22 protein-coding genes are annotated in these 21,346 nt (G+C 68.6%); 14 read left to right on the forward strand and 8 right to left on the reverse strand.

Annotated features, from left to right (window positions below):
- Positions 1 to 34: 34 nt before the first annotated feature.
- Together cobT and C3E99_RS03550 are read right to left on the reverse strand one after the other, a co-directional pair.
- The gene (cobT, locus tag C3E99_RS03545; protein WP_067111243.1) at positions 35 to 1,864 is read right to left on the reverse strand and encodes a cobaltochelatase subunit CobT; all 1,830 of its coding nucleotides are present in this window, start codon (positions 1,862 to 1,864) and stop codon (positions 35 to 37) included.
- Positions 1,861 to 3,099, reverse strand: a complete 1,239-nt coding sequence (locus C3E99_RS03550; RefSeq protein WP_076074410.1) for an alpha/beta hydrolase — start codon at positions 3,097 to 3,099, stop codon at positions 1,861 to 1,863. The genes cobT and C3E99_RS03550 overlap by 4 nt, the downstream gene beginning before the upstream one ends.
- A 119-nt stretch (positions 3,100 to 3,218) precedes the next feature.
- Between C3E99_RS03550 and C3E99_RS03555 the strand changes: the two genes are divergently transcribed.
- Entirely contained in the window at positions 3,219 to 4,283 is a 1,065-nt protein-coding gene (locus C3E99_RS03555) for a DUF5694 domain-containing protein (RefSeq protein ID WP_076074412.1), read from the forward strand.
- Positions 4,284 to 4,301: 18 nt separating this feature from the next.
- Here the strand turns inward: C3E99_RS03555 and cobS are convergent, their stop codons facing one another.
- The 3 genes from cobS to C3E99_RS03570 all read right to left on the reverse strand — a co-directional run bounded on the left by cobS (position 4,302) and on the right by C3E99_RS03570 (position 6,424).
- Entirely contained in the window at positions 4,302 to 5,291 is a 990-nt protein-coding gene (gene cobS / locus C3E99_RS03560; protein ID WP_067111248.1) for a cobaltochelatase subunit CobS, read from the reverse strand.
- Positions 5,292 to 5,384: 93 nt separating this feature from the next.
- Positions 5,385 to 5,822, reverse strand: coding sequence for a nuclear transport factor 2 family protein (locus C3E99_RS03565; protein ID WP_076074415.1), 438 nt, complete (start codon positions 5,820 to 5,822; stop codon positions 5,385 to 5,387).
- A gap of 11 nt (positions 5,823 to 5,833) precedes the next feature.
- Positions 5,834 to 6,424, reverse strand: coding sequence for a J domain-containing protein (locus C3E99_RS03570; protein ID WP_083675022.1), 591 nt, complete (start codon positions 6,422 to 6,424; stop codon positions 5,834 to 5,836).
- A 58-nt stretch (positions 6,425 to 6,482) separates the two neighbouring features.
- Here C3E99_RS03570 and C3E99_RS03575 point away from each other — a divergent pair, with 58 nt between their 5' ends.
- From C3E99_RS03575 to C3E99_RS03585, 3 genes are all read left to right on the forward strand, one after another.
- Positions 6,483 to 6,749, forward strand: coding sequence for a BolA family protein (locus C3E99_RS03575; protein WP_067111256.1), 267 nt, complete (start codon positions 6,483 to 6,485; stop codon positions 6,747 to 6,749).
- Positions 6,746 to 7,633: a pirin family protein gene (locus C3E99_RS03580; RefSeq protein WP_076074421.1), complete on the forward strand. Its 888-nt coding sequence runs from the start codon at positions 6,746 to 6,748 to the stop codon at positions 7,631 to 7,633. The genes C3E99_RS03575 and C3E99_RS03580 overlap by 4 nt, the downstream gene beginning before the upstream one ends.
- 73 nt (positions 7,634 to 7,706) lie before the next feature.
- Positions 7,707 to 8,630 carry an alpha/beta fold hydrolase gene (locus tag C3E99_RS03585; protein WP_076074424.1) on the forward strand — a complete coding sequence of 308 codons (924 nt, stop codon included), beginning with the start codon at positions 7,707 to 7,709 and terminating at the stop codon, positions 8,628 to 8,630.
- Here C3E99_RS03585 and C3E99_RS20275 read toward each other — a convergent pair.
- Positions 8,627 to 9,064, reverse strand: a complete 438-nt coding sequence (locus C3E99_RS20275; protein WP_324787705.1) for a hypothetical protein — start codon at positions 9,062 to 9,064, stop codon at positions 8,627 to 8,629. The two genes, C3E99_RS03585 and C3E99_RS20275, sit on opposite strands and share 4 nt — an antisense overlap.
- Positions 9,065 to 9,072: 8 nt before the next feature.
- On the opposite strand from C3E99_RS20275, the gene C3E99_RS03595 reads away from it, so the two are divergent.
- Positions 9,073 to 10,230 (forward strand): serine hydrolase domain-containing protein, encoded by a 1,158-nt coding sequence (locus tag C3E99_RS03595; protein ID WP_076074429.1) that lies wholly within the window; start codon positions 9,073 to 9,075, stop codon positions 10,228 to 10,230.
- 24 nt (positions 10,231 to 10,254) lie between these two features.
- Here C3E99_RS03595 and C3E99_RS03600 read toward each other — a convergent pair whose 3' ends face one another.
- Both C3E99_RS03600 and pdxH read right to left on the reverse strand, forming a co-directional pair.
- Entirely contained in the window at positions 10,255 to 11,082 is an 828-nt protein-coding gene (locus tag C3E99_RS03600) for a PhzF family phenazine biosynthesis protein (protein WP_076074432.1), read from the reverse strand.
- Positions 11,079 to 11,657: a pyridoxamine 5'-phosphate oxidase gene (gene pdxH / locus C3E99_RS03605; RefSeq protein WP_234002583.1), complete on the reverse strand. Its 579-nt coding sequence runs from the start codon at positions 11,655 to 11,657 to the stop codon at positions 11,079 to 11,081. Before pdxH ends, C3E99_RS03600 begins: the two co-directional genes overlap by 4 nt.
- A gap of 193 nt (positions 11,658 to 11,850) precedes the next feature.
- Here pdxH and C3E99_RS03610 point away from each other — a divergent pair, with 193 nt between their 5' ends.
- The 9 genes from C3E99_RS03610 (at position 11,851) to C3E99_RS03650 (ending at position 21,316) form a co-directional block, all read left to right on the forward strand.
- Positions 11,851 to 12,780, forward strand: coding sequence for a DnaJ C-terminal domain-containing protein (locus C3E99_RS03610; RefSeq protein WP_067111274.1), 930 nt, complete (start codon positions 11,851 to 11,853; stop codon positions 12,778 to 12,780).
- A 3-nt stretch (positions 12,781 to 12,783) separates the two neighbouring features.
- The gene (locus tag C3E99_RS03615; RefSeq protein WP_076074434.1) at positions 12,784 to 13,866 is read left to right on the forward strand and encodes a YihY/virulence factor BrkB family protein; all 1,083 of its coding nucleotides are present in this window, start codon (positions 12,784 to 12,786) and stop codon (positions 13,864 to 13,866) included.
- Positions 13,863 to 14,690, forward strand: coding sequence for an SDR family oxidoreductase (locus C3E99_RS03620; protein WP_076074437.1), 828 nt, complete (start codon positions 13,863 to 13,865; stop codon positions 14,688 to 14,690). The genes C3E99_RS03615 and C3E99_RS03620 overlap by 4 nt, the downstream gene beginning before the upstream one ends.
- Complete coding sequence (locus C3E99_RS03625; RefSeq protein WP_104959430.1) at positions 14,683 to 15,210, forward strand: GNAT family N-acetyltransferase; 528 nt, start codon at positions 14,683 to 14,685, stop codon at positions 15,208 to 15,210. Before C3E99_RS03620 ends, C3E99_RS03625 begins: the two co-directional genes overlap by 8 nt.
- 68 nt (positions 15,211 to 15,278) lie before the next feature.
- The gene (locus tag C3E99_RS03630; protein WP_234002584.1) at positions 15,279 to 15,641 is read left to right on the forward strand and encodes a VOC family protein; all 363 of its coding nucleotides are present in this window, start codon (positions 15,279 to 15,281) and stop codon (positions 15,639 to 15,641) included.
- Positions 15,638 to 16,714 (forward strand): chorismate synthase, encoded by a 1,077-nt coding sequence (gene aroC / locus C3E99_RS03635; RefSeq protein WP_076074443.1) that lies wholly within the window; start codon positions 15,638 to 15,640, stop codon positions 16,712 to 16,714. Before C3E99_RS03630 ends, aroC begins: the two co-directional genes overlap by 4 nt.
- 7 nt (positions 16,715 to 16,721) lie before the next feature.
- A complete protein-coding gene (locus C3E99_RS03640; RefSeq protein ID WP_076074445.1) occupies positions 16,722 to 18,491 on the forward strand; it encodes an SLC13 family permease in 1,770 nt (589 codons plus the stop codon).
- Between the two features lie 99 nt (positions 18,492 to 18,590).
- Positions 18,591 to 19,937 carry a dicarboxylate/amino acid:cation symporter gene (locus tag C3E99_RS03645; RefSeq protein WP_067181885.1) on the forward strand — a complete coding sequence of 449 codons (1,347 nt, stop codon included), beginning with the start codon at positions 18,591 to 18,593 and terminating at the stop codon, positions 19,935 to 19,937.
- Positions 19,938 to 19,990: 53 nt separating this feature from the next.
- A complete protein-coding gene (locus C3E99_RS03650) occupies positions 19,991 to 21,316 on the forward strand; it encodes a dicarboxylate/amino acid:cation symporter (RefSeq protein ID WP_076074448.1) in 1,326 nt (441 codons plus the stop codon).
- Positions 21,317 to 21,346 lie beyond the last annotated feature (30 nt).

The raw sequence follows: 21,346 nt of genomic DNA on the forward strand, positions 1-21,346 counted from the left end.
CGACCGAACCCCTCATCGAGGGGAAGGGTGATGCTCAGTCGATGTCGAACAGCCCCGCCAGTTGCTCGACCATCGTGCCGCCGAGCTGTTCGGCGTCCATGATCGTCACCGCGCGGCTGTAATAGCGCGTCACGTCGTGGCCGATGCCGATCGCGCAGAGTTCGACCGGCGAGCGGTTCTCGATCCATTCGATCACCTGCCGCAGATGCTGATCGAGATAGGCGCCGTGGTTGACCGACAGCGTGCTGTCGTCGACCGGCGCGCCGTCGCTGATCACCATCAGGATGCGGCGTTCCTCGGGCCGGGCGACGATGCGGCTGTGCGCCCACATCAGCGCCTCGCCGTCGATATTCTCCTTGAGCAGCCCCTCCCGCATCATCAGGCCCAACGACTTGCGGGCGCGTCGATAGGGCTCGTCGGCGGGCTTGTAGATGATGTGCCGCAGGTCGTTGAGGCGGCCGGGGTGCGGCGGACGGCCCGCGGCGAGCCAATCCTCGCGGCTCTGCCCGCCCTTCCACGTCCGCGTGGTGAAGCCGAGGATCTCGGTCTTGACGCCGCAGCGTTCGAGCGTGCGCGCGAGGATGTCGGCGCTGATCGCCGCGATGCTGATCGGCCGTCCGCGCATCGAGCCGCTGTTGTCGATCAGCAGCGTGACGACGGTGTCGCGGAAATCGGTGTCGCGCTCGATCTTGTAGGACAAGGAATGGCCGGGCGAGACGATGACGCGGGCGAGGCGGGCGGCGTCGAGCTGGCCTTCCTCCTGGTCGAAATCCCACGCGCGGTTCTGCTGCGCCATCAGGCGGCGCTGGAGCCGGTTGGCGAGCTTGGTCACCGCACCCTGCAGATGCGTCATCTGCTGGTCGAGATAGGCGCGCAGCCGCGTCAGTTCGTCGGCGTCGCACAGTTCGGTCGCCGCGATGATCTCGTCATGCTTTTCGGTGAAGCGGATATAGTTGAAGTCGGGAACGTCGGTCGGCAGGCGGTTGGGGCGGACGGGCAGCATGCCCTCGTCGCCCTCGCCGCCCATTTCGGGGTCGCCGTCGCCCTCCATCTCCTGCGCGTCGGGGTCGCTGTCGCCATCGTCGGCCTGGTCGCCGTCCATCTCGGCGCGCGCGTCGACCTGGCTTTCGCCGCTGCCGCCCTCTTCGCTGTCCTGCTGGTCCGGGCTCTCGTCGGCCTCGGCTTCGGCCTCTTCCTGATCGCCGCCGTCCTCGCTGCCGTCCTCCAGCGGGTCGTCGCCGTGGATGAGGTCGAGGTTGCGGAGCGCCACTCGCGCGGTCTCGGCAAAGGCGGCCTGGTCGTCGAGCAGCATCGACAGCGCGGTCAGGTCGGCGCCGGCATCCTTGGCGATCCATTCGCGCACCAGCGACAGCCCGGTCTCGGTACCGTGCGGGGCCTGCTCGCCGGTCAGCACCTCGCGCAGCATCAGTTCGAGCGCGCTCGACACCGGCACGTCGTCGCGGTTCTGCGCGCGGCTGATCGGATCGGAGCGCATCCGCATCGCGAGGCTGGCCGACAGGTTGGCGCGCATCCCCGCCATGGAGCGCGCGCCGAGCGCCTCGACCCGCGCGCGTTCCATCGCATCGAAGGCGGCGGCGGCGATCGGCTCGGCCGGACGCGCCGCGGCGTGCGTCCGCTCGTTGTGATGCTTCATCCGCAGCGCATAGGCGTCGGCGAAACCGCGCGCCTCCGCGACCTGGTCGCGCGGTAGCGTGCGCGACGGGGTCGGGACCTTGATCGCCTTGCCGACCTGTGCCGGCGCGTCGGCGGTGAAGCCGACCTCGACCTCCGGATCGCGCGTCACCGCGCGGGCGACGCTCGACAGCGCGGTCTTGAAATCGTCGAGGGGAGAGGATTGGCTCATGGTGCTTCGGGATCGGGGATTCGGTTGCAGATGCTGTCGTCGCCGTTCTTGGGCGCTGCCGGGTCGGGAAGCAAGCGGAAGACATGCGAAACATGCGTCGCGATGCGCTCCGGGCGCGTCCGCCGGCCCGCGACGACATCGACGAAATCGCGGCAGGCCGCCGCGCTGCGCAGGAAATTGCTGTGCCCGGTCGACCCGCGCGACACGTCGGTGGTGTCGACGACGGTAAGGCCGGGGATCGCGACGGGATAGCAGCGTTCGGGAAGCCCGCGGGCCTTCAGGTCGGCGGCCTCGAACGGATCGAAGCAATAGGGCGAGCCCAGCCGGGGATAGCCATGCAGCGCGCGCGAGGCGGCGAGCGCCTTGTCGCGCAGCGAGACATAGATGGTGATGTGCCGGTCGCGGGCGACCTTGGCGGGCGTGAGCGCACCGTCGGCGATGTCGCGTTCGAAGGTTTCGCGGTCGATGTCGGGCGAGGCGAGGATGATGTTCGAGATGTTGCGGCTGTCGGCGCTCGGCGCGGCGCGGTCGACATAGGCGATGGCGGGAACGACGAGCCGCGCGCCGAGCGAGTGCGAGACGATCACGATCTCCTTCACCCACGGCTGCTCGGCGAGCGCCTTCAGGAAATCGCGGAAGTTGCGGACGTCGTGATACATGTTGGTCTCGTCGACCATGTAGCCGAACACGTCGTGCTGCGACGGCCAGCTATAGGCGACCGTCGGGCCGTCGAAGCCGGTCATGCGCGCGATCTGCGCCGCGTCCCTGGCGGTCGTCTCGAAACTTTCGCGGTAACCGTGGACATAGAGCAGCACGCGCCCCTGGCGCCGATCGGTCTCGGCCTGCAGCGCGCGCCACCAGTCGCCTTCCGCCTGCAGCGCGAGCGGAGTGCGGGTTCGCGTCTTGCCGTCGACCTTTTCCTCGCGCGGCGCCGCGAAGCGGCCGTGGCGCACCCGGTCGCCGCGATAAACGAGCAGCGCAAGGTCGCTCGTCCGGCAGTCGGGCAGGCGGCTGGTGACGACGAAGAGCGGCAGCGCCTCGCCATCGACCGGCGCGCCCGTCTTCGGATCGCAGCGCGGATCGGCGACATAGGCGGCGTGGCGAATCTTGCCGTAATCGACCGGTGTGATGCAGCCGGCGAGCGATAGCGCGGCAAGCGCAGCGGCGGCGGCGGACAGGCGGCGCGCCGGCGCACGGCGGCGATGGAAAACGCGGATCGCACGAAGTCGGCGCATCGCGGGACGCTGGCAGAGGCGGCGCGGCTTGGAAAGCCGAAATCGGTCGGCGCAATGTGTATTGATTGAATAATACACTTCGTCTATCGAGGGGCAGTTCTGATGCAGGAGAGAAGCCGATGTCCGCAATGCTGGCCCTGTTGCTCGCCGCGGGGGCGGAGGTCCCCTATGTTCCGGCTTTCGATCCGGCCGCGCTCAAGAGCCAGGTCGCGGGGCCGCCGAACCTCGTCGTCGTGCTCGGTACGCCGCATCTTTCGGGCTTGCCCGCCGATTTCGATCCCGCGCATCTCGAACCGCTGCTGGCGCGGCTCGCGGCGTGGAAGCCAGATATCATCACCATCGAGGCGGTGTCGGGCCCCGAATGCGAGATGATGCTGCGCTACAAGGCGCGCTATCCGGGAACCTACGACTCCTATTGCCGCGATCCGGGCCCGGCGCAGAAGGCGCTGGGGCTCGACATGGCCGCGGCGACGGCCGAGGCCGACCGGCGGCTCGCCGCCTGGCCCGCGCAGCCGCAGCCGGCCGACCGGCGCCATCTGGCGGCGCTGTTCCTCGCGGGCGGCGAGCCGGCGTCGGCTCTGGTCCAGTGGCTGCGCCTGCCGGCCGCCGAGCGGCGGGCCGGCGACGGGCTGGACGAAGCCCTGGCGTCCGAAATCACGGCGCTGACGACGCGGCGCAACGAGGATTATCTGATCGCGGCGGCGCTCGCGGCGCGGCTCGGGCTCGAGCGCGTCCATGCGGCGGACGATCACAGTTCCGACGCGATCAATGCGTCGCTCGACAATGATCCGGGTTTCGAGGCGGCGATGCGCCGCGCCTGGAACAATCCCGTGGCCGAGCGGCGCAAGGCGCGGGACGATGCGCTGACGGCCCGGCTCGACGGCGAGGGCGTGCTGGCGCTCTATCGCGACTATAACCGACCGGAAACGGCGCAGGTCGCCTTCGACAGCGATTTCGGCGCCGCGCTCGCCGATCCCTCGCCGGAGGGCTATGGCCGGCGCTATGTCGGCTGGTGGGAGGCGCGCAACCTGCGCATGGTCGCCAACATCCGCGCGGCGATCGCGGCGCAGCCGGGGTCGCGGACGCTGTCGATCGTCGGCGCCTCGCACAAGGGCTATTTCGAGGCTTATCTCCACCGGATGCACGACGTCCGGCTGGTCGATGCCGAAACGGTGCTGCAATAGCGGGAGGTCGCTCCCGCTTTACTTGCCGACCACGCTTTCGGGCAGGTCCTCGCCGAACACGCGCTGATAATATTCGGCGACGATCATCCGCTCCGCCTCGTCACACTTGTTGAGGAAGGAAAGGCGGAAGGCGAAGCCGAGGCTGTTGAAGATGGCGGTGTTCTGCGCCCAGCTGATCACCGTGCGCGGCGACATGACGGTTGAGATATCACCGGCCATGAAGCCCTGGCGCGTCAGGTCGGCGACCTTGACCATGTTGGCGACGGTCGCGTCGTCGGCGGTCGGCACCTTGGCGAGGATGATGGCGCTTTCGGTGGCGGCGGGCAGATAGTTGAGCGTGACGACGATGTTCCAGCGGTCCATCTGCCCTTGGTTGATCTGCTGCGTGCCGTGATAGAGCCCGCTGGTGTCGCCGAGTCCGACTGTGTTCGCAGTCGAGAACAGGCGGAAGTGCGGGTTCGGGCGGATCACGCGATTCTGGTCGAGCAGCGTCAGCTTGCCCTCCGTCTCCAGCACGCGCTGGATCACGAACATCACGTCGGGGCGCCCGGCGTCATATTCGTCGAAGACCAGCGCAGTCGGCGTCTGCAGCGCCCAGGGCAGCAGCCCTTCGCGGAACTCGGTGACCTGCTGGCCGTCGCGCAGCACGATCGCGTCGCGGCCGACGAGGTCGATGCGGCTGATGTGCGCGTCGAGGTTGACGCGGATGCACGGCCATTTCAGCCGCGCCGCGATCTGCTCGATATGCGTCGACTTGCCGGTGCCGTGGTAGCCCTGCACCATCACGCGGCGGTTGTATTTGAAGCCCGCGAGAATCGCGAGGGTGGTGTCGCCGTCGAAGACATAGGCGGGGTCGAGGTCGGGCACGCGCTCATCGGCCTCGCTGAACGCGGGCACCTTCATGTCGATATCCACGCCGAAGACCTCGCGCGCGTCGATCTCGGTATCGGGCGCCGCGAGAAGCGTCGAACCGTGATGATCGGGGAGGCTGTTCGGAATATCGGTCATGGCAAATGTCCAGCAGGGCAAAGAGGGAGAGTCGCCGCCGGCGGCGCTACGCCGTCGCGGTATCGCCATGGGTTGCGGCTTGCAACGCCTTATTCAGAACAGGTCGAGCGCCTTCATCACCGCCGATTGGTCGTAATAGGGCCGTTCGCAGACGATCCGGTCGCTGCCGGGCGCGAATTCGAAGCTTGCCGCCATGCGGATGCGGAACGCCTTGCCGGTCGGCTCGACGGTGCGCAGGCCGAGGCGCAGCGGGCCGAGATGGGTGCCGGTCAGCCAGAATTCGACGAGCACCGTGTCGGTCGCGGCGTCGGCGGCGATCGCGATGATCTCGTTCGCCTGGTCGGGGAACGGCTCGCGCGACGAGGCGAAATAGGAGCGCACCGCCGCCTCGCCGTCGAAGACGGTGCCGGGGCCGAGCAGTTCGTAGCGCGGGTGGTCGAAGGTCGCGAGGACGCCGTCCCAATCCTGCGCGATCTCCAGCGCCATGTGGCGCTTCACGGTTTCGATCCGCCGTTTGTCGAGGTCGCTCATCCATCCTCTCCCTATGCGAAGGCCGCGTTCTTTCGCAGCAGCTGATAGGCCGCGACCACTTCGCTGAGCCGCGTCTCGTGGCTGCGGTCGCCGCCGTTGCGGTCGGGGTGATAGCGGCGGACCAGTTCGCTGTAGCGGCGACGGAGCGCGGCGCGCCCGGCGTCGGCGGGCAGGCCCATCATCGCCAGCGCGCGATGCTCGTCGCGGGTGAAGCGCGGGTCGGCGGCCTGCCGCCGCGCCTCGTCCATCCGCTGGCGGAAGCGCGCGCCTAACGCGTCGATCGGATCGCGGAAATCGGCCCAGCGCGGCGGCAGGTCGGCGCTGCCGGCGGCGCGGAAGGCACGGCTCTCGGTCTCCCAGCCCGCGGTCGGCGACTGCGCGGCCAGAATCTGCTCGGCGTTCATTCCGTCGAAGAAATTATAGACGGCGTTGAATTCGCGCACATGGTCGAGGCACAGCCAGCGCCACGGCGGCGGCCCGTCGGGCGAGCGGTGGCCGGTGACGGGCGCGCGGAACTCGCCGGGCTCGGTGCAGCCGGGGGCTTCGCATTGCGCCTCGCGGGGCACGCGGCCGTGGAATCGGTTGGGGCGGGGGCTTGTCATAGGGAACGTCCGCGCCCAACATGGGGGCATGACGCAAAAAGGTCCAGTCCAACGCGAAATGCCAATCCAACGCGAAATGGAGGAGCGGCTGCGTGCCGCTTTCCCCGACGCCGATTTCATCCTCAGCAACGACAGCGCGAAGCATCATGGTCATGCCGGCGACGATGGATCGGGCGAGTCGCATTTCAGCCTGAGCATCGAATGGGCGGGCTTTGCGGGCCAGAACCGCGTCGCGCGCCAGCGGACGGTCAACAAGGCGCTGGGCGATCTGCCGGGGCAGCGCGTCCATGCGCTGGCGATCAGGGCGACCGCGCCGGGAGAATGACGATGCAGGTGATCACCCCCTCGACGCACGACATCGGCGCCTTCGACGTGCGGCGGACCCTGCCCGACAAGGCACGGACGATGGTCGGGCCCTTCATCTTCGTCGACCAGTTCGGCCCGGCGCATTTCGATATCGGCAAGGGGATGGACGTGCGGCCGCACCCGCACATCAACCTGGCGACCGTCACCTATCTGTTCGAGGGCGCGATCGATCATCGCGACAGCCTGGGCACCTATGCGACGATCCGTCCGGGCGCCTGCAACCTGATGACCGCCGGACGCGGCATCGTCCATTCGGAGCGCACCCCGGCGGCCGAGCGCGCGACCGGATCGGCGATCTCCGGCATGCAGACGTGGCTCGCGCTGCCCGACGGCAAGGAGGAGGTCGACCCGGCGTTCGAGCATGCCGCGCAGGACGAGCTGCCGCTGATCGACGACGGGCAGGTATCGGCGCGCGTCATCATGGGCAGCCTGTGGGGCGCAAGCTCGCCGATCACCCAGCATGCCGCGACCATCTATGCCGACATCGCGATGAAGGCGGGATCGGCGATCCCGATCGAGGCGGAGGCCGACGAGCGCGCGGTGGTCGTCGCGCTGGGCGACGCGAGCCTCGATGGCGAGAGGCTCGATCGCTACAGCCTCTATATCCTGAAGCCCGGCGAGGCGATGACGCTGCGCGCGGCGAGCGATGCGCGGGTGATGCTGCTCGGCGGCGAGGCCTTCACGACGCCGCGGCACCTGTGGTGGAATTTCGTCAGCTCGTCGCGCGACCGGATCAACGAGGCCAAGCACGACTGGAAGGATCGCAAATTCCCGCTCGTCCCCGGCGACAGCGAGGAATATATCCCGCTGCCCGGGATGCCGAAGACGCCCGCCTATCCCTGATCGAACTGACAGGCTTGTCAGCGGGAAATAATCCCGCCACCTTCGCGCCGACGGAAGATGGAAGGAGCGCGAGATGGTGGGCGATTTCGAACAGAAGCGGGTGGCGCTTTCGACCGGGGTAGAGCTCGACGTCGTCGACATGGGGCCACGCGACGCGCCGGCGCTGGTCTTCCTCCACGGATTTCCCGAATCGCACCGCACCTGGCGCCACCAGCTTCCGCATTTCGCCGACCGCTTCCGCTGCATCGCGCCCGACCAGCGCGGCTATCGCGGCTCGTCGAAGCCGCAGGGCGCGGACTCCTATACGCCCGACAAGCTGATCGCCGACGTCTTCGCGCTCGCCGATGCGCTCGGCGTCGAGCGTTTCACGGTCGTCGGCCACGACTGGGGCGGGGCGATCGCGTGGGGCGTCGCGCTCGGCGGCCAGCCCGGCGGGCTGCACCCGCAATGGGCGGGGCGCGTGACGCGCGCGGTGATCGCCAATGCGCCGCACCCGGCCATTTTCCAGCGCCTGCTGCTCACCAACCCGGAGCAGCGCGCGGCGAGCCAGTATATCCGCACCTTCCGCGACCCGGCGAGCGACGCGCTGATCGAGGAGCAGGGCATCGCCGGGCTGCTCGCGCATGCCTTTGCCGGCCGCGTGCCGAGCGGCGGTATCCAGCCGCCCGAGGAGATCGCCCGGCTGATCGTCGATTGGGAGGATCGCGACGCGTGCCGCGCGATGATCAACTGGTATCGCGGCTCGCCGGCCGAGGTGCCGCCGATGGACGCGCCCTATGGCGAACCGCCCGCGACGCCTTTCCCGAAGCTGACGATCCCGACGCTGGTGATCTGGGCGCTCGACGATGTCGCGCTGCCGGCGTGCAATCTCGACGGGCTGGACGAGCTGGTTCCCGACGCGACGATCGTCGAGGTGCCGGGCTGCGGCCATTTCGTGCCGTGGGAAGCCCCCGACCGGGTCAATGCAGCGATGGACGCTTTCCTGGCGGCGGGTTAGCGCACCGGATCGAGCAGGCAGCCGTTGGCGCCCGCATAGCGCGCGCTGCGCGAGGCGAGGAGGGGGACGCTGCCCGTCACCGTCTTGGTCGCCGGATCCTCGCTCAGCGATACCAGCTCCATTCCCGGCTCGAAATCGCTCTGGCAGCTTTCGAGGCTGCGGCCCTGAACGTAGCGGCACGAGCAGCCGACCCGCGCGGCATAGGCCGAGCCGAGTTCGGCCTGCGCCTTGAACGACGGGAATTTCCAGATCAGGAAGGCGAGCAGCAGGACGCCGACGATCGCCGCCCACGGCAGGCAGCCGCCCCAGCGGCTCGCGCCACGTTTGCGCCCGCGCAGGTGCGCCGGCACCTCGGGCCTCGGCGGCGGCGGGGTGGGCGCGGCCGGCGGTGTCGGTTCGCCCGTTGCCGTCTGTGGCGGGTTGGTGTTACTCACGGGGTGCCATGATCACGAAAAAAGCCATGCTGGCAAGTGCCGTGCTCGCGATGCTGGGCGGCTGGTCGCTGACGCAGGCGGCGGGGCAGGGCGCGACCGCGGCGCCGGTGCCGGCCCCGCGGTTCGGCGCGGCGCCCGACCCGGCGATCGCCGCCGAGACGCTGCCGCCGCTTCCCGCGCTCGATCCGGCGGTGAAGGCGCGCGCCGACGCGCTGTTCGCCGACGCCAGCGCGGTCGGCGAGACGCGCGCGCTCTATGTGCTGCGCGACGGCAAGCCGATCTATGAACGCTATGGCGAGGGCTTCGGGCCCGACAGCAAGCTGATCAGCTGGTCGATGGCGAAGAGCATCACCGCGGTGCTCACCGGCTTCCTCGTCGCCGACGGGCAATTGTCGCTCGACGGTCCGGCGCCGGTCGCGGCGTGGCAGCGCAGCGGCGATCCGCGCGCCGCGATCGCGCTGCGCGACCTGCTCCACATGACCTCCGGCATCGAGCATGTCGAGGTGGGCGACCCGGTCTGGAAGGGCGACACGGTCGACATGCTCTTCGGTCCCGGCGCGCAGGACATGGCGGGTTTCGCCGAGGCGAAGCCGGCGGTCGCGCGGCCGGGCGAACTGTTCAACTACAGCTCGGCGACCAGCGTCATCCTCGCCGATATCCTCGCCGACACGCTGACCCCGTCGCCCAGCCCCGAGGCGCGGCGCGAGGCGGTGCGCGACTTCATCCAGGGGCGGCTGATCGAGCCGCTCGGCATGACCAGCCTGACCCCCGAGTTCGACGCGAAGGGAACGATGATCGGCGGGTCGATCATGCATGCCACCGCGCGCGACTATGCGAAGTTCGGCGAATTCCTGCGCAATCACGGCGTGGTCGATGGCCAGCGGCTGCTGCCCGAAAGCTGGATGCGCTTCATGCTGTCGCCGTCGCCCGCCGACGCGGGCTATGGCGGGCATATCTGGCTGAACCGTCAGCGGCCGCGCGGCGCCAACATCGCGCTATGGCCCGACCGCGGCCCCAACGACCTGTTCGCCTGCATCGGGCATCAGGGGCAATATATCATCGTTTCGCCGTCGCAGCGGGTGACGATCGTGCGGCTGGGAATCACCAGCGACGACCAGTTTCCGGCGCTGCGGCGGCACCTGGCGGATTTGCAGGAGGCGCTGTGACGACGGCGCCGGCAGGGCGTCCGGTCAGAGCAGGAAATCGCCCACCAGCGTCGTCACGCAGCATCCCGTGAGTTCGACCTGATCGCCGTCCATGCGGCAACCGACCGAGCCGCCGCGCCTGCTGGCCTGCCACGCCGAAAGGCGTTCGCGACCGAGCCGCGCGGACCAGTATGGCGTCAGCACGCAATGCGCCGATCCCGTCACGGGATCTTCGTCGACGCCCGCGCCGGGGACGAAGACCCGGCTGACGAAATCGGCGGCCGAGGGATCGTCCGCGCCGGGCGCCGTCGCGATCGCCTGCACATCGCCCAGCGCGCGCAGCGCCGCCATGTCGGGCGTCAGTGCACGCACCTCGGCCGCGCTCGCATAGACCAGCAGGGCATAGCCGCCGCCATGCCACAGCGTCTCGACCGGCCGCCCGCCGACCGCCGCCGCGATGTCGGGCAAAGGCTTTGGTTCGGGGCGATAGGCGGGCAGAGTCATGCGATAGACGTCGTCGCCGTCGTCGTCCCCGGCGCGCGCGACCGTCAATATTCCCGCCTTGCGCGTGCGGAAGGTCATCGCGTCGCGCCACGGCGCGGCCGACAGCAGGACATGGCCGCTCGCCAGCGTCGCATGGCCGCACAGCGCGATTTCGACGCCCGGCGTGAACCAGCGCAGCTCATAATCGGCGGCTTCGCTTTCGTCGGGGACCAGAAAGGCGGTTTCGGACAGGTTGTTCTCCGCCGCCATCGCCAGCAGCGTCGCGTCGTCGAGCCATTCGTCGAGCGGCATCACCGCGGCGGGGTTGCCTGTGAAGGCGCGGTCGGCAAAGGCGTCGACGCGCGTGACGGGAAAGCGGCGCCAGCTCATGGGAACAGCAGTCCTTTCGACCATGTATCGCCTTCGCGCACGAACAGCGTGCGCTCGTGCAGGCGGTGCGCGCGGTCCTGCCAGAACTCGATTCGTTCGGGCGTCACGCGCCAGCCCGACCAGCGCGGCGGGCGCGGCACGTCCTGCCCCTCGAAGCGCGCCTGCATCGCGGCGAAGCGCGCCTCGAAGGTCGCATAGCTGTCGAGCGGCCGCGACTGCTCGCTGGCCCAGGCGCCGAGCTGCGAATCGCGGCCGCGGGTTGCGAAATAGGCGTCGGCGACGCTTTCCTCGACCGGCGCCGCCGCCCCTTCGATGCGAATCTGGCGGCGCAGCGATTTCCAGTGGAACAGCAGCGCGACGTGACGGTTCGCGGCCAGTTCCTCGCCCTTGCGGCTGTCGAGGTTGGTGTAGAAGACGAAGCCGTCGGGGCCATGCTCCTTGAGCAGCACCATCCGCACCGACGGGCGGCCGTCGGGCGTCGCGGTGGCGAGCGCCATCGCATTGCTGTCGTTGGGTTCGCCGGCGCGCGCTTCGGCATACCAGGCATCGAACAGGGCGAAGGGGTCGGTGGTCATGCGGGCGCTTCTAATGCGCTGCCGGCCTGTGGTCGAGCAAAAGCCGTCCCCGACCGTGTCGTCACCCCGGAGCAAGTCGGGGGTGACGGAAGACGGAGCTGTTGTCGGGGAACTTGACCGCCCCGCGCGCCATTCCCACATCGCCGCGCAATGGGCCTTCACGGCCAGTCACTTATCGGGCTACAGAAGATATATGGCAGATCCCTATTCCACCCTCGGCGTGGCGAAAAACGCCAGCGAAGCGGAGATCAAGTCCGCTTATCGCAAGCTCGCCAAGCAGTTGCACCCCGACCGGAACAAGGACAATCCGAAGGCGGCGGAGAAATTCTCCGACGTCACCAAGGCCTATGACCTGCTGTCCGACAAGGAAAAGCGCGGGCAGTTCGACCGCGGCGAGATCGACGCCGACGGCAATCCCGCCATGCCCTTCGGCTATGGCGGCGGCGGCTTTCGCGGCGACCCACGCGGCGGGCCGCAGGGCGACTTCCGGGGGTTCGGCGGCGAGAGCGCCGATTTCGGCGATATCTTCGAGGGTCTGTTCGGCGGGCGCGGCGGCGGCGGGGGGCCGTTCGGCGGCTTCGGCGCGCGCAGCGCCCCGCCGCCGAAGGGCGCCAATGTCGCCTATCGCCTGTCGGTGTCCTTCATCGACGCCGCGACGCAGGCGATGCAGCGCATCACCCTGGCCGACGGCAAGACCATCGACCTCAAGCTGCCCGCGGGGGTCGAGACGGGGACGCAGATGCGGCTCGCCGGAAAGGGGCAGCCGGGACCGGGCGGCAATGGCGACGGCATCGTCACCATCACGGTCAAGGACCATCCCTTCTTCGTGCGCGACGGCAGCAACATCCGCCTCGACCTGCCGGTGACGCTGGCCGAGGCGGTGAAGGGCGCGAAGGTCAAGGTGCCGACGGTCGACGGGCCGGTGATGCTGTCGATCCCGGCCGGGTCGACGTCGGGCAAGGTGATGCGGCTCAAGGGCAAGGGATTCAGCCAGAAGAGCGGCGGGCGCGGCGATCAGCTGGTGCGGCTGATGGTCGACCTGCCGAAGGACGACCCCGCGCTCCGCCGGATCGTGGACGAATGGACCGATACGCGCGCCGTCCGGGCCGAACTCGGCGTGTGATGCGTGGCTGATCGCAGCCAGAGGAAATCGTCCGCCGCGCTCGAGCGCGAAATCGCCGACGAGGTCGAGCGGGAGTTCCGCGCCGAAGGGCATTCGCCGCACTCGCCCGAAGCGCGCGCCGAACGCGCCAAGCGCCTGCATCTGCGCGCGCGGGCGCAGGGGGTCATCGAACGCGGGCGCGAGACGCTGGGGCCCGGAACGCGCGCCTTCGCGATCGTCCGCCGCGTGCTGGTGGGCACCTATACCGACGGCTTCATCCACGCGGGGAACCTTGCCTATCTCGCGCTGATCGCGCTCTTTCCCTTCTTCATCCTGCTCGCCGCCGCGCTGAGCCTGTTCGGCGGCAGCGCGGGCGGCGAGGAAGCGATCGCCGCGGTCTTTTCGCTGATGCCGCCGACGGTCGCCAAGGCGCTGGCCGGGCCGATCCGCGAGGTGATGGGCGCGCGCACCGGCCTGTTCCTGTGGCTCGGCGCGATCGTCGCGCTGTGGACGGTGGGCAGCCTGGTCGAAACGATCCGCGACATTTTGCGCCGCGCCTACGGCACCCATTTCTCCAAGGGCTTCTTCCATTACCGGCTGCTGTCGATCGGCATCATCACTGGCGCGGTGGTGCTGATGCTGCTGTCGTTCAGCATGCAGGTGCTGATCGTCGGGATCGAACAGTTCGTCACGCGCGTGCTGCCCGAACAATATCAGGCGTGGGGCGTCGTGCTGATTTCGCGCGGGGTGTCGGGGGCGGGGCTGTTCCTGGCCATCTACATGCTCTTCTATTCGCTGACGCCGTCGAAATACCGCAAGCTCAAATGCCCGAAATGGCCGGGCGCGCTGTTCACGACCTCGTGGTGGATCGCGGTGACGCTGGCGCTGCCGCCGCTGCTCGCCAGCCTGCTCAGCTATGACGCGACCTATGGCAGCCTCGCGGGGGTGATGGTCGCGCTTTTCTTTTTCTACCTCGTCGGATTGGGTATGGTGATGGGTGCCGAGCTCAATGCCGCGCTGGTCGAGGTTGAGGATCTGGGTCACGACGCTATTGGGCGCGTGGACGACATCATAATCGAAGACGACAAGACCGGAGAAACGGAATGACGGGTCTGATGAAGGGCAAGCGCGGGTTGATCATGGGCCTCGCGAACGACAAGTCGCTCGCATGGGGGATCGCGAAAGCGCTGCACGGCGCGGGCGCCGAACTCGCGATCAGCTATCAGGGCGAGGTGATGCTCAAGCGGGTGAAGCCGCTGGCGGACGAACTGGGCTGCGACCTGCTGATCGACTGCGACGTGTCCGACATGGCGAATCTCGACCAGGCTTTCGCGACGCTCGCGGCGCGCTGGCCGACGATCGATTTCGTCGTCCACGCGATCGGCTATACCAACAAGGAGGCGCTGCGCGGTAACTATGCCGACATCGGGCTCGAGGATTTCCTGATGACGATGAACATCAGCGTCTACAGCTTCACCGCGGTCGCCAGGCGTGCCGCGGCGATGATGCCGCCGAAGGATCCCGAGACGGGCGAGGGCGGGGGCGCGATGCTGACCTTGTCCTATTACGGCGCCGAAAAGGTGATCCCGCATTACAACGTCATGGGCGTCGCCAAGTCGGCGCTGGAAACCAGCGTCAAATATCTCGCCAACGACTATGGCCCGCAGGGGGTGCGCGTGAACGCCATCTCGGCGGGGCCGATCAAGACGCTGGCGGCGAGCGGCATCGGCGATTTCCGCCTGATCCTGAAATGGAACGAATATAACGCCCCGCTGCGGCGCAACGTCACCATCGACGATGTCGGCGGCTCGGCACTCTATCTGCTGAGCGATCTCGCGAGCGGCGTCACCGGCGAGACGCACCATGTCGATGCGGGCTATCACACCATCGGCATGAAGCAGGAAGACGCGCCGGACATCGCGCTTGCCTGATGCGCCGGTGATCCGGCCCGCGCGCGCGGAGGATCCGGGCGCGATCGACGCCATCATCCGCGCCGCCTTCGCCGGGTCGGAGCATGGCCATCAGGGCGAGGCGGAACTGGTGCGGATGCTGGAGGCGGACGGCGACGCGCTGGTCTCGCTCGTCGCGGAAGCGGGCGGTGCGGTCGCGGGGCATGTGCTGTTCAGCCGCATGGACGTCGAGGCCGATGGCGCGGCGCTGTCCGCCGCCGGCCTCGCGCCCGTGTCGGTGGCGCCGGCGCTGCAGGGACGGGGCATCGGCGCCGCGCTGATCCGCGCCGGGCTCGACGCGCTGCGCGCGCAGGGTGTGGCAATCAGCTTCGTGCTCGGGAACGAGGCCTATTACCCGCGCTTCGGCTATTCGCCCGATCTCGCCGCGCGCTTCGCTTCGCCCTTCGCGGGGCCGCATTTCATGGCGATGATGCTCGGGGATAGAGCATGGCCCGAGCGTGGCCGGGCCAAATATGCGCCCGCATTTTCCCGCCTCGGCTGAACGCGGAGCGCGCCACGGCGCTTGAATTGCGGCGCGAATCCCGCCATCGCGCGAACATGGATTTCGCATTGGCCATCGATCATGTGCAGGTCGCCATGCCTGTCAGCGGCGAGGCGCGGGCCCGGGCCTTCTTCGGTGCTCTGCTCGGGCTGGCCGAATTGCCCAAGCCCCCCGACATGGCGGCGCGCGGAGGCTGCTGGTTCGCGCTCGGCGACCGTCAGCTTCATCTGGGCGTGGAAGCGGATTTCCGGGCGGCGAAAAAGGCGCATGTCGCGCTCGCGACCGACGCGCTCGATGCGCTGCGCGCGCGCCTCGATGCGGCGGGCTTCGTGACCCACGACGATAGCGTCATCGACGGTCGCTATCGCTTCTTCACCGAGGACCCTTTCGGTAACCGAATCGAATTCATGGACAGGACCGCGCGCGCATGAGTTTCAACAGCTTCGGACGCGTGCTGCGCTTCACCACCTGGGGGGAAAGCCATGGACCGGCGCTCGGCGCGGTCGTCGATGGCTGCCCGTCGCGGCTTGCGCTGTCGGAGGGGGATATCCAGCCGTTCCTCGACAAGCGCCGTCCCGGCCAGTCGCGCCACACGACGCAGCGGCAGGAACCCGACCAGGTGCGCATCCTGTCGGGCACGTTCGAGGGCAGGACGACCGGCACGCCGATCAGCCTGATGATCGAGAACGTCGACCAGCGCTCGAAGGATTATGGCGAGATCGCGCAGGCCTACCGTCCCGGCCACGCCGATTATGCCTATGACGCCAAATACGGCATCCGCGACTATCGCGGCGGCGGCCGGTCGAGCGCGCGCGAGACGGCGGCGCGCGTCGCCGCGGGCGCGGTGGCGCGGCTGGTGATCCCCGAGGTGCAGATTCACGCCTGGGTGGCGGAGATCGGCGGCGATGCGATCGATCCCGCCAACTTCGACCTCGACGAAATCGACCGTAATCCCTTTTTCTGTCCCGATCCCGCCGCGGCGCAGCGCTGGGAAGCGCTGATGGACGGCGCGCGCAAGGCGGGCAGTTCGCTGGGCGCGGTGATCGAATGCGCGGCGAGCGGAGTGCCCGCGGGCTGGGGCGCCCCGATCTATGCCAAGCTCGACGCCGACCTCGCCGCCGCGATGATGGGGATCAACGCGGTAAAAGGGGTCGAGATTGGCGCGGGATTCCACGCGGCGCGCCTGCGCGGCGAAGAGAATGCCGACGCGATGCGCCCAGCCAGTGACGGCAGCAACCGTCCCGATTTCCTGTCGAATCATGCGGGCGGCATCGCCGGCGGCATCTCGACCGGGCAGCCGGTGGTCCTGCGCGTCGCCTTCAAGCCGACCAGTTCGATCCTCACGCCCGTCCCGACGATCAACCGCGCTGGCGAGGCGGCCGACATCATTACTAAGGGACGCCACGACCCTTGCGTCGGCATCCGCGGCGCGCCGGTCGTCGAGGCGATGATGGCGCTCGTCCTTGCCGACCACAAGCTGCTCCACCGGGCGCAGTGCGGATAGGGGGCGGGTGGAGCTTCTCGCCGACTTCATCGCCGCGCACCGCGCCGTCATCGGCCTGGTCCTGCTGGCGGGCATCTTCATCGCCTTCCTGTGGGAACGCTTTCCGCCCTCGGTCGTCGCGGTCGGGGGCGCGGGGGTCATGCTCGCGCTCGGACTGCTCGATGAAAAGGCCGCCTACGGCGTCTTCTCCAACAGCGCGCCGCTGACCGTCGGGGCGATGTTCGTCCTCTCCGGCGCGCTGATCCGCACCGGGGTGATCGACCGCGTCGGCAATTATGTCGTCGACCTTGCCAGGCGGAGTCCGCGGCTCGCGGTGGTCGCGGTGTTCGGCGGCGGGCTGGTCGTGTCGGGCTTCATCAACAGCACGCCCTTCGTCGTCGTGATGATGCCCGTCTGCTTCCGGCTGGCCGAGGCGATGGGCGTGTCGCCGAAGCGGCTGCTGATGCCGCTGTCGATCGTCGCGGTGCTTGGCGGCTGCCTGACGCTGGTCGGCACCTCGACCAATCTCGTCGTCGCGGGCATCGCCGAGCAGGCGGGGCTCGAGCCCTTCGGCCTGTTCAGCATCACCCCCTATGGCCTTGCGATCGCCGGTGCGGGCATCCTCGGCCTGCTGGTCATGGCGCGTTTCCTGCCGTCGGATTCGCCGCGCATCACCGAAAAGGCCGACGGGTCCGAACAGCTTTATCTGACCGAGTTGACGCTGCGTGAGGACGATCCGGCGATCGGCAGCGCGCTGGGCGAGGCGAATCTGGATTTCGCGCCGATCGGCGTGATCAGCGGTGGACGCTTCATCACGGGTCCCGACGCGCGCGCGCATGTACTGGCGGCGGGCAACCGGATCGTCGCGCGGATCGACGGCGCCAGCCTGATGACGCTGCGCGGCGGCGGCCGCTTCGGCATCGGCATCGGCGACAAGCTCGACAAGGAGGCGATGGTCGCCGAGGTGACGGTATCGCCCAGTCACCGCGAGATCGACCGTCGGCTGGGCGAAATCCCCTTCCTTCAGGGACAGCCCGTCCGCATCCTCGGCGTCTCGCGCTTTCGCCACAATCCCGGGCCGACGCTGTCCGAAAACCGCATCCGCGCCGCCGACCGGCTGCTGGTCGAGGCCGACGAGGCCGACATCGCAAGGCTGCGCGCCAATCCCGGCCTGATCGGCGTGGCGATGACTTCGATCACTGCCTTCCGACGTCGCAAGGCATGGATCGCGATCCTCGTCATGGCCGGCGCGGTGCTGCTGTCGGCGCTGGGGGCGATGTCGATCGGCATCGCAGCCTTCATCGGGGTCGGCATCGTGTTGCTGACGCGCTGCATCGACGCGTCGGAGGCGTGGGCGAGCATCGACGGCGACGTGCTGATCCTGATTTTCGCGATGCTCGCCGTCGGCGCCGCGCTCGAGGCGGCGGGATCGGTCGCGCTGGTCGTCGGCGCGCTCGAGCCGCTGCTGACCCACGCGCCGCCATGGGCGGTGATCGCGATCGTCTATTTCTCCGCGATGCTGCTTTCCGAACTGCTCAGCAACAATGCGGTGGCGGCGCTGATGGGGCCGCTGGTCATCGGCATCGCCGACGTGTCGGGGGTGGCGCCCTATCCGCTGCTGATCGCGCTGATGATGGGGGCGTCGGCCTGCTTCGCGACCCCGGTAGGTTATCAGACCAATACCCTGGTCTATGCGGCGGGCGACTATCGCTTCGTCGATTTCGTTCGCGTTGGCGTTCCGCTCAATATCCTGACCGGGATCGCGGGCTGCACGGCGCTGGCTTTCTGGTCGCCCTGACGGCCGTTCGCCGCATCGGTGATTGCCCGCGGTCCGCCGGGCTGTTACCCGAACCACGAAAACAGACCCGGACGATCCGGGAAAAGGGGAACATCTTTCATGGCTAAACGCCTCACGCTCTACATCCTGATCGGCATGATCCTCGGCATCGTCGCCGGGGCGATCTCCTATGCGCAGGTCGGCGCCGACAAGGAGGCGGCGACGCAGGTCGCCGGCTATTTCAAGCTGCTCGCCGACGTCTTCCTGCAGCTCATCAAGATGATCATCGCGCCGCTGGTGCTGGCGACGATCGTCGCCGGCATCGCCAACATGGGCGACAGCGCGGCGCTCGGCCGCATCGGCGGGCGCGCCCTGCTGTGGTTCATCACCGCCAGCCTCGTCTCGCTGTCACTGGGGCTGCTGCTCGTCAACCTGCTCCAGCCCGGCGTCCGGCTCGACCTGACGCCGATGGCCGACATCGGCGAGGTCAAGACCGACGCGCTCAACCTGCGCGATTTCGTGATGCACATCTTCCCCAAGTCGATCTTCGACGCGATGGCGCAGAACGATATCCTCCAGATCCTCGTCTTCTCGCTCTTCGCCGGGGTCGGCCTGTCGGCGCTCGGCGAGCGCGGTGCGCCGCTGGTGCGCGCCGCCGACGCGCTCGGCGAGCTGATGCTCCAGATCACCAACTATGTGATGCTGTTCGCCCCCTTTGCAGTGTTCGGCGCGCTCGCCGGCGTCATCACGGTCAACGGGCTGGGTATCCTGCTCGATTTCCTGCGGCTGATCGTCGAATTCTATTTCGGGCTGCTGCTGCTGTGGGTGGTGCTGCTCGCGCTCGGTGCGATCTTCCTGGGCAAGCGCATTCTGATGCTGGTGCGCTATATCATCGAGCCGCTGCTGCTCGCCTTCTCGACCGCCTCGTCGGAGGCGGCGCTGCCCAAGCTGTTCGAGCAGCTCGACCGCTTCGGCGTCCCGCGCCGCATCTCGGGCTTCGTGCTGCCGCTCGGCTACAGCTTCAACCTCGACGGGTCGATGATGTACATGAGCTTCGCGACGCTGTTCATCGCGCAGGCCTATGGCATCGACCTGTCGATCGGGACGCAGATATTGATCCTGCTGACGCTGATGATCACGTCGAAGGGAATCGCCGGCGTGCCGCGCGCCAGCCTGGTCGTGATCACCGCGACGCTGGCGCAGTTCGGCCTGCCGGTCGAGGGCGTCGCGCTGATCCTGGGCATCGACCAGTTCCTCGACATGGGCCGGTCGGCGACCAACGTCGTCGGCAACGCGGTCGCCACGTCGGTCATCACGCGGTGGGAAGGGATGCTGGAAACGGCCGATCCCGCGGACATGGATTACCCCCACGCGCCGAGCCGGACCGCGCACCGCGGCGCGCGTGGGCTTGAGCTGCAGGAGGATATGGTGGAGGATAGCGGCCCGCCCGCGGCCGGCCGCACCTGACGCCCAGCATTCCGGCCGCTCCCCCCGACACGGGCGCGCAAGGGAGCCGAACCATGGCCGACACGACGGCGAGCGCGAGCGCGCGCAGCGAGGAGGTGCGCGCCCGCCGCCTGCAATGGCGCATGCTGATCGGCTTCGCCGCGGGACTGATCGCCGGTCTGGCGGTGCATTATGGCGCCGCCGACGCCGGCTGGGTCGATGCGCTCACCGCTTACGTCACGGGGCCGATCGGGCAGATTTTCCTGCGCCTGCTGTTCATGCTCGTCATCCCGCTGCTGGTATCGGCGCTGATCGTCGGGGTGGCCGAGATGGGCGAGATGCGCGCGCTGAAGTCGGTCGGCGTGCGCACGCTGGTCTACACGGTATGCGTCTCGGCCGTGGCGGTGGCGATCAGCCTGCTGCTCGTCAACCTGCTCCAGCCCGGCGCGGGGGTCGACCCCGCGCTGGCCCGGACGCTGATCGCGCAGGGCGCCGACGGGGCGAAGGCGATCACCAGCCAGGCGGGCGAGGCGAAGACGGGTATGGATGCGCTCGTCGCGATCATCCCCAGCAATTTCGTCGGCGCGATGAGCCAGAACGACGTGCTGGCGGTGATGTTCTTCGCGCTGTTCTTCGGCATCGGCCTGATGATCGTGCAAACCCCGCAGACCGCGACGCTCAAGAGCGCGATCGAAGGGGTGTTCGAGGTCGCGATGACGCTGATCGGCATCGTCATCCAGCTCGCGCCGGTCGCGATCTTCTGTTTCATGTTCAATCTGGCCGCCGAGTTCGGCTGGGACCTGATGGTTCGCCTGTCGGCCTATGTCGGCGTCGTGCTGCTCGCGCTCGGCCTCCAGATGTTCGTGGTCTTTCCCATCGTGCTGCGGCTGCTCGCGCGCAAGTCCCCGCTCGCCTTCTTCCGCGAGACGCAGGAGGCCTTCGTGATGGCCTTCGCCACCTCTTCGTCGAACGCGACGCTGCCGACCGCGCTGCGCGTCGCGCACGATGGGCTGCGCCTGCCCGACCGGGTGGCGCGCTTCGTCCTCACGCTCGGCGCCACCGCCAACCAGAACGGCACCGCGATGTTCGAGGGCGTGACGGTGATTTTCCTCGCGCAGTTATTCGGCGTCGACCTGACGATGCAACAGCAGGTGATGGTGATGCTCGTCTGCATCCTTGGCGGGATCGGCACGGCGGGAGTGCCCGCGGGATCGCTGCCCGTGATCGCGCTGATCCTCGCCTCGATCGGCGTGCCGCCGGAAGGGATCGGGCTGGTGCTGGGGGTCGACCGCTTCCTCGACATGTGCCGCACGACACTGAACGTCGTCGGCGACCTCGTCGCCGCGACGGTGGTGTCGGCGGGCGTCGGCGATGCGGAGGGCGCGGAGCCGGCCGCCTGACGCGGGCGTTCAGGCCCCTCTCCCGAAGGA

It is taken from the genome of Sphingopyxis sp. MG (assembly GCF_002953155.1).
Lineage (GTDB): Bacteria > Pseudomonadota > Alphaproteobacteria > Sphingomonadales > Sphingomonadaceae > Sphingopyxis > Sphingopyxis granuli.